This window comes from Bacillota bacterium (genome assembly GCA_013314855.1).
GTDB lineage: Bacteria > Bacillota > Clostridia > Acetivibrionales > DUMC01 > Ch48.
On the sequence record JABUEW010000176.1, the window covers coordinates 1 to 6,131 of the forward strand.

Below are 6,131 nucleotides of genomic sequence, written 5' to 3' on the forward strand. Positions count from 1 at the left end.
GATATGATTTCCTCTGGCGGGTTATTATCCAGGCTACTTCACAGAGGATGCATTTTATATATGGGTTACCTTTATTGATGCTTACTCGTTTTCTTTTGCCTGCACTTTCATTATTGCCTGGACTTAACCCCGCCCATGAACAAATATGTTTAGTAGTTTTGAATTTACTCATATCTGTGCCGATTTCTGCAAGTATGGTAGAAGCAGCAGTTTTATCGATACCCAGTATACCATCTATTAGCTCTATTTGATGGTCATATTTCCGGATAAATGAATTAATTTGGCTTTCCACCTCCGAAAGATGCGCTTTGAGACTCTCAAGGTGACTAAACATCATTTTAAGAAACTGCATCTGGTGTTTGTCCAGCCTGCCATTTATAGCCTGCATTATTTCATTTATCCTATTACGGGTCTGAGTTTTAAGACAACTGTCAAGGTCCTTGATAGTAATGCTGCCGTAGGTGTAAAGATGCTTTATAATTGCGCTGCCGGAAGTACCAAATATATCCGATATGAAAGATGAAAGCCTGAAACCACAGCTTTGTAGAAACTTCTCAATACGATTCTTTTGTGAAGTTATATCAGATATAATACTTTTGCGGTATCTTGTGAGGTTTCTTAATTCCCGGATACCTTTTTCGGGAATAAAACTTCCGTTTAAAAGACCAGCTCTTAAGAGAGTGGCAATCCATTCAGCATCTTTCATATTAGTCTTCTTGCCAGGTACGTTCTTCATGTGTCTTGCATTGGCAACAATCAGGGACATACGGCCATCAAATGCTGTTTCAAGAGTTTCATATACAGGTATCCAGTATATACCTGTACTTTCCATAGCCACATGCATGCAGTTTTCTTCAACAAGCCATGCTTTTAGAGAATCAAGGTCTGAAAGCAGTGTTGAAAACACTCTGATTTCAGAGGTGGGCTGTTTGTTAAGTGGTCCTTTGAGAAGGCATGCAACTATGGATTCTTTGTGGATGTCAAGACCGCAGCAGCACTCAAGTATGTCTTGCATATAAATCAACTCCTTAATAATTATTTTGACAGGAATGATTGCCCGAGATTATATGAACTTTACTACTCGTGCTACCTTACGGTGCACAATTTGTTGTGCTCGAAGGCAATCAGTTTACGTTGAAAATCGGGGTAATATTCCTCCAATGGTCGACCAAACTCTGTTCCTGTCTTACTTTTAATTTAGCACATAGTTGAAATTATGCAAGCAGCTTAACCCATTTTCATCCATGGTTGTGAGCGTAAGATCCTGACTCGTTGAAAAAGAGAGCCGATATTCAGCAGGAATTAATTCTAGGAGGGCGCATAGACGACCCAGCAAAGGAGCTAAGCTGACATCCACCTTATGGATAGGCAGAACGAAGGAATTTAGGCTACGAGCCAGCGAGACATGGGAGGTTATGCCACCTGAGATTATGTGGAGGAAACAGGGCCGTTATAAGCTGAAAAAAGGACACAGTTTATTAAGGTTACCCTTTTTTCCGCAGTTTCAGGCTACAAAGCATTAAAATGTGTATGTTCATGGGGAGCTCTCTTTAAAAAGGGTAAGGAGTGCAAGGGTACTCACAAATACAAATACGCTTGCCGTTTACCAAGATTATACACTATTTGGAGGAGAAAATCCATATGAATAAATAGCTAAAACACTTTTTTTAAGGGTTTCAGCATTTAATAAAAATTAACAAATAACTAATAACAAATAACTAATCTAAAAATAAAAGAGGGCCTTTGCCCATCCTTGAATTATTGACTGAGTCATCGAAGTGGGTTGTTATAGGAGGTTTTTTGACAGAAAGTATAAATAGTATATTGCTAAAAGAAGATAGTCCCTCTCAATATACATGAGAACCACTCCCTTCAAATTCTTTGAACCGTTGCTGTCAAATACTTAATAATGCCTAATTCAATAAAAAAGAAGGTGAAGTTATTATGATAATTGATAGTCATACACATTTAATATTTAAAAAGTCTGATACATTAAACTCTGAATTAAAGAAACTATTAGAGGTAATGGAAAGAACTTCTGTGGACAAAGCATGTCTTGTACCATTTCCAGAATCTCAAAGAAAATATTTTTTCTGGAAAGAAAATGAAATAATTGATACAGCTGAGGCTCTTGTAAATGCTGTATCAAAATATCCTGATAAATTTTTTGCACTTCTTTGGTTAAATCCTGCACTGCCAAATGAGTACAGTATAAAAATGATTGAAAAATATATTGTTAACGGACCTCTTGACGGGGTTAAGCTTCATATCCAGATGAATGCAAGAGATAAACGCATGGAACCTCTTGCAGAGGCTTTACAGGCATATAACATACCAATCTTGTTCCATGCCTGGTATAAAACAGTTCAAAAGTATGAATATGAATCTGATCCATCTGATATCGCGAATCTTGCATCACGTTTTCCAAAACTCAGGATTTTGATGGCCCACCTTTCAGGTTGTGGTAAAAGGGGTATACAGGATATAAAGGAGCACAATAATATTCTGATTGATACATCAGGCTCACAACCGGAAGATGGGTTACTTGAATATGCAATAGAACAGCTTGGTGTAGATAGGATAGTTTTTGGTTCAGATTACGCTGGAAGGGATATGGGTACCCAACTTGGGAGAATTTTCTCTGTAGATATGGATGAAATAGCAAGAGAAAAAATACTCTCTAAAAATGCAATTGCATTTTTTAAAAAAGGAGGTGGGCACTGTGATTAAATGCCCTCAAAAAATAATTGATTGTTCAGTATGGACGGGTAACTGGGCTTTTTATTACTTAAAATATGGTAAGCTTGAACTACTAAAAAAAAGGCTTATGAAATATAATATTGTTAGAGCTTATGTTTCTCCGATTGAAGCTATTCTAGAACAGGATCCAATGCGTGCTAATCTTCATATGTATAATGTTATTGATAATATGAAGATTAATTCTATAGATAATATGAAGCCAGATAATTTGAATTCAGAATTCTTTTTGCCTGTTCCTATTATTGACCTGTCGTTTGCAAATTGGAAGGATAACATTGAATTTGCCATAAAACGTAATGATGTTAAAATTGTGAAATTGCTCCCTAATTACCATATGTATGAACTGAATGAAGATAAATTAGAGAAACTAATTGAATATACATCAAAATATAACCTTATTATATCTATTCAAATGAGGGTTGAGGATGCAAGAAGACATCATCCACTTATGAAGATTCCTGATGTCGATATAATAAAGGCAGTAAAAGTAATTTCTGCCTTCCCAAAACAAAAGTTTATTATATGTAATGGCTATTTGAATGATGTAGAACAGGCACTTCATTTTCTTGACAATATTTATGTTGATATTTCCAGTGTAGAAGCACAGGATGTTCTTTCTTACTTGTGTGACAAATATGGCGCGGACCGGTTGCTTTTCTCATCTCATAGTGCTTTTTATTGTATAGAGGGAAATGTATTTAAACTCGTACTTTCAGGACTCGACAAAGAATATATGAATAAAGTAGCATATGAGAATGCATGTAAATTAGGTCTTTAATTAATTGAGCTACTTAGTGTCCCCTGAAAAATAAGGGCTTAGTACCTTGAAAAATCACATCTCAAGCAGGATTTTTGTGACAAAATGTCGAATATATATAGTGTACAACAAATATAAAAATCCTGAGAGGTGTATATAAATGTTAAGACTGGACTACCCTGAAATTGCAGCAGGACAAATATCAATAGTCGAGTAATTGCTTCCGCCCGAGAATTAAAACTTCCGGCAGACCTTGAAAAGGTAGACCAAATCCTAAATGATGAAAGGAGGTAACGGATTTTTGGTCAGGAACAAGGCTTAAAGTTTTGGATGGGAAAATACAAATAAGGCTGAAAGCGCATGGGAGCGCCATTTTATGCTGGTAAGACAAATATAAATGCCCGCTTTCAATGGGGGAGTTAGATGAAATGATGAAATCAAGAGAAAGAATATTGAAAACATTAAATCATGAAGAACCGGACCGTATTCCAAGGGATTTGGGAGGGACGGAGTCATCAAGTTTGTCGGCGTTTTCGTTTATAAAAGTTAAAAACTTCTTGGGATTTGACGATATTCCGTTTATCTATGACCCTTATCAATATATTGCTTATACCAATGATGCGATAAGGAAAAGGTATTTGATTGATACAAATAATCTGTCACCAGGCCCAAAAAATTGGAATGTTGTTGATCATCCCCTCGGTTTCAAGGTAAAACTTCCGGAAAAATGGAAGGAAGTATATAATTCCGACGGTTCAACATCCATCTTAAATAAAAACGGAAATATTATTGCCAAAAGGCCTTTAAACGGATACTATTTTGAGCCTGTTAATCCCCCGCTTTCGGCTATAGATGGACTTCAATGTATAAATTCTTATAAAGAAACGATATATTCATATGATTGGCCGTTTTTTATCGACGAATCACTTGATGAATTAAAACAAAGAGCTGTAGCAATGTACGGAACCGGGCAATTTATCGTTTTTAATTTATGTTGCCACATATTAGCAGCCGGACAAATGCTGCGTGGATACGAAAACTTTATGGTTGATATGTTGTGCAATGAAACAATGGTTCATAAAATTCTTGAATTGTTATTGGAAGGTTATTTAATGCGCATTAAAACCCTTGCACCTCTTTTGAGGAATCATATCGATATGGTTTTGCTGAATGATGACCTGGGAACTCAAAACGGACCGATGCTTTCTCTTGACTTATATAAAAAAATGATAAAACCTTACCAGCAAAAGCTGTTTTTCGAAGTCAAAAAGGAATTCGGGAAGCCGATACTATTTCACTCATGTGGAGCAATAAAAGAATTTATTCCTGACCTTATAGAAATAGGTGTAGATGCTATTAACCCTATACAATTAAGCGCAGCAGGTATGGATATAAAAGAACTGAAAAGGAGCTTCGGAAAATTCATTACATTCTGGGGAGGCGGAGTTGATACACAAAGCATTTTAAATCATGGTACTCCGCATGATGTAATGGAATCGATAAAGATAAATATAGACATTTTAGCCCCGGGCGGTGGATTTGTCTTTTGCCAGGTACATAATATACAGCCGGACGTTCCAATAGAAAATATAAATGCTATGTATGAAGCTCTGGACAGATTCGGTAATTATTAATAGCAGATAACTAAAAAGGTTATTACATTAATTTGTGAATTGGGAGACCAGAAGCAAAAAATGTATAAAAATGGGTACCCTGTACAATAATAATAATAAACATGATATATTAAAAATAGCAAGAACATTTGGAGAGATTCTTATAGCCAGTTTTAATATATTGTTGGGGAGATTAACTTATGATAGGTAACGGTGTTTTCAAAGCAATGCAGGGCAATAACAAAATTAATCTAAAAAGGCTTCATAAGTTGACTTTTGGGCAAAAGCTATTTTTATCATATTTTATTATTTTAATTATATGTATTCTATCAATGGGCGGTCTTTCCTACTCATATATTAGAAGCAATATCATGGAACAGTCGATAAGTTCAAACAAGAAACTTTTAAACCAGTTTAAAAATACAATTGACGGACTTGTACTGCAAAATATAAATTAAATATCCTGCATTTCGCAAATAAAAAAAATGTAAAATGTAATTAATTAACATAAGTGGATACAATTTACCTGGACAACCAACAAAAAGAAAGGTTCTTACGCAACGATTGTTATTTTTGCAGTGTATTTTTTATTACACGCAACTATTAATAGGTTTCATTGACATCCGTACTCTATAACAAGCAAAATTATCAGTCTTTGCGCAAGAACATGACGGCAGGCTGATTGTCCAGCGCTAATTCACAAATACCATATTTTTTATTTGTTTTTAATTTTTGGCATTTATCAAAGAGATAGATGGATAATATAATAAGCCAGCATATCACACGATGCGTAAGAACCTGCCATCATTATATAATATTAGGTGCTGTAATAAACGTAACAATAACATTTGTAAGCCCAATGCAGCAGTAGTGGGGTTGGACATTCCTATGGCATACCGCTGGAATTACCATAATTTCATTGGAAGACGGAAGCCTGCCATTTCAATGGCGATGTATTTCACGTTTTTATTAACATAATTATTTATTGTTATTTGATAATT

At 35.3% G+C, this 6,131-nt stretch carries 5 protein-coding genes; 4 read left to right on the forward strand and 1 reads right to left on the reverse strand.

What is annotated here, in order from left to right; translation table 11 throughout:
- The coding region (locus HPY74_19155) for an IS110 family transposase (protein ID NSW92730.1) at nucleotides 1–1,015 on the reverse strand (1,015 nt) is incomplete at its 3' end.
- Between the two features lie 929 nt (nucleotides 1,016–1,944).
- Here HPY74_19155 and HPY74_19160 point away from each other — a divergent pair.
- The 4 genes from HPY74_19160 to HPY74_19175 all read left to right on the forward strand — a co-directional run bounded on the left by HPY74_19160 (nucleotide 1,945) and on the right by HPY74_19175 (nucleotide 5,588).
- A complete protein-coding gene (locus tag HPY74_19160) occupies nucleotides 1,945–2,730 on the forward strand; it encodes an amidohydrolase family protein (protein NSW92731.1) in 786 nt (261 codons plus the stop codon).
- Nucleotides 2,723–3,538 carry an amidohydrolase family protein gene (locus tag HPY74_19165; GenBank protein NSW92732.1) on the forward strand — a complete coding sequence of 272 codons (816 nt, stop codon included), beginning with the start codon at nucleotides 2,723–2,725 and terminating at the stop codon, nucleotides 3,536–3,538. Before HPY74_19160 ends, HPY74_19165 begins: the two co-directional genes overlap by 8 nt.
- A 407-nt stretch (nucleotides 3,539–3,945) precedes the next feature.
- The gene (locus HPY74_19170; GenBank protein NSW92733.1) at nucleotides 3,946–5,151 is read left to right on the forward strand and encodes a hypothetical protein; all 1,206 of its coding nucleotides are present in this window, start codon (nucleotides 3,946–3,948) and stop codon (nucleotides 5,149–5,151) included.
- A 179-nt stretch (nucleotides 5,152–5,330) separates the two neighbouring features.
- Nucleotides 5,331–5,588, forward strand: coding sequence for a hypothetical protein (locus HPY74_19175; protein NSW92734.1), 258 nt, complete (start codon nucleotides 5,331–5,333; stop codon nucleotides 5,586–5,588).
- Nucleotides 5,589–6,131 lie beyond the last annotated feature (543 nt).

Coding starts and splice junctions, on each gene's coding strand:
- HPY74_19160 (NSW92731.1), top strand. CDS start 1,945: ATGATAATTGATAGTCATACACATTTAATATTTAAAAAGTCTGATACA.
- HPY74_19170 (NSW92733.1), top strand. CDS start 3,946: ATGATGAAATCAAGAGAAAGAATATTGAAAACATTAAATCATGAAGAA.
- HPY74_19175 (NSW92734.1), top strand. CDS start 5,331: ATGATAGGTAACGGTGTTTTCAAAGCAATGCAGGGCAATAACAAAATT.